General features: G+C 60.3%; 1 protein-coding gene. It reads right to left on the bottom strand.

Translation table 11 applies throughout. The annotated features are described in order from the left end of the window. Positions 1 to 72: 72 nt before the first annotated feature. Positions 73 to 1,386 (bottom strand): branched-chain amino acid transport system II carrier protein, encoded by a 1,314-nt coding sequence (brnQ, locus tag HU811_RS26845; RefSeq protein WP_092400163.1) that lies wholly within the window; start codon positions 1,384 to 1,386, stop codon positions 73 to 75. Between the last annotated feature and the right edge of the window lie 265 nt (positions 1,387 to 1,651).

Below are 1,651 nucleotides of genomic sequence, written 5' to 3' on the forward strand. Positions count from 1 at the left end.
AATGCCCCGTATCGATCGATACGGGGCATTTGTTTTTTACCGGCGGCCTCGCTTGTGGCTGGCCGCGGTCACTCAGGCCAAGGCTTCGCTGCGCTTGCCCAGCAGACGATCGCACACCAGCGCAACCGCCAGGGTCATCACCGACGGCACGAGCCAGGCCAGGCCCTGCGCGCTCAATGGCAGGTGGGCCATTTGCGTCGGCATCCAATCCGCCAGTCCGGCGCCTTTAAGCGCATCGATCAGGCCGAACAGGAACGACACCAGCATGACCGGGCCGACAATGCGCCCCTGCTCATGCCAGAAGTCTTTGCAGAAGCTCAAGGCCACCAGGACAATGCACGGTGGGTAAATCGCGGTCAGGACCGGAATCGAGAAAGCGATCAGCTTGGTCAGTCCGAGGTTCGACACCAACAGCGAAAACGCCGCCAGGATGACCACCAACGTTTTGTACGACAGCGGCAAGACACGGCTGAAGTACTCGGCACAGGCGCACGTCAGGCCAACGGCAGTGACCAGGCATGCCAGGGAAATCAGCACCGCCAGGAAACCGCTGCCCAGGCTACCGAACGTGTGTTGCACATAGGCATGCAGCACCGCCGCGCCGTTGCTCGCGCCCGCGGCCACTTCATGGCTGCCAGAACCCAGGCGGAACAGACTGACATAGACCAGCGCCAGCCCGACCCCAGCGATCAGCCCGGCGATGATGGCGTAGCGGGTGATCAAGGCGGGCGATTCAACGCCCCGGGAACGGATCGCATTGACGATAACGATGCCAAACACCAATGCGCCCAGGGTATCCATGGTCAGGTAACCGTTGATAAAGCCTTGGGAGAACGGTGCCGCGACATATTCAGGGGTCGCCACGCCAATATCACCGGCGGGCAAGGCAAACGCGGCAATGCCCAGTACGGCCAGAGCGATGATTTTCAACGGTGCGAGAAATCGCCCGACAGTGTCCAGCAAGCGGCCCGGATAGAGCGAGATGAAGAACACCAGCAGGAAATACACCGCGCTGTAGAGAAACAACGCCAGCGGGCTTTCACCGGTCAACGGTGCCAGCCCGACTTCGAAGGAGACGGTGGCGGTGCGCGGCGTGGCGAACAGCGGCCCAACGGCCAGGTAGCACACAGCCGCCAGCAGCCCACCGGCAACCTTGCCGATAGGACTGCTCAAGGCATCCATCGCCCCGCCGACCTTGGCCAGCGCAACGACCGTGATGACCGGTAGCCCAACCGCCGTGACCAGAAAGCCCAGCGCCGCCATCCAGACATGGGGCCCGGACTGCAAACCGACGATGGGCGGGAAGATGATGTTGCCTGCCCCGACGAACAGGGCAAATGTCATGAAACCAAGCGCCAGGATGTCCTGACCTTTCAACACTTTCATTTTAAGGAAACCACACTGCTGAATCGGAATTTAGAGAGGGACTTCCCTTGAGGATGGAGGGAAATGCTGCCGATCCGTATAAGACCAACCCGTTAGGCGCTCCGCTTCCTTGTGGGCAGCGGTCGCAAAAATGGCGGGTAGCCTAACGAATTAGTGTGAGTAACGCACTGTTGCGGGGCGAACTATCCGATGCACGACATCTTCGTGTCGCGTTTACGTATCTTTTTTACCTTGCAGATCAAAAGATCGCAGCCTTCGGCAGCTC

This window comes from Pseudomonas tehranensis (assembly GCF_014268615.1).
Classification (GTDB): Bacteria; Pseudomonadota; Gammaproteobacteria; order Pseudomonadales; family Pseudomonadaceae; genus Aquipseudomonas; species Aquipseudomonas tehranensis.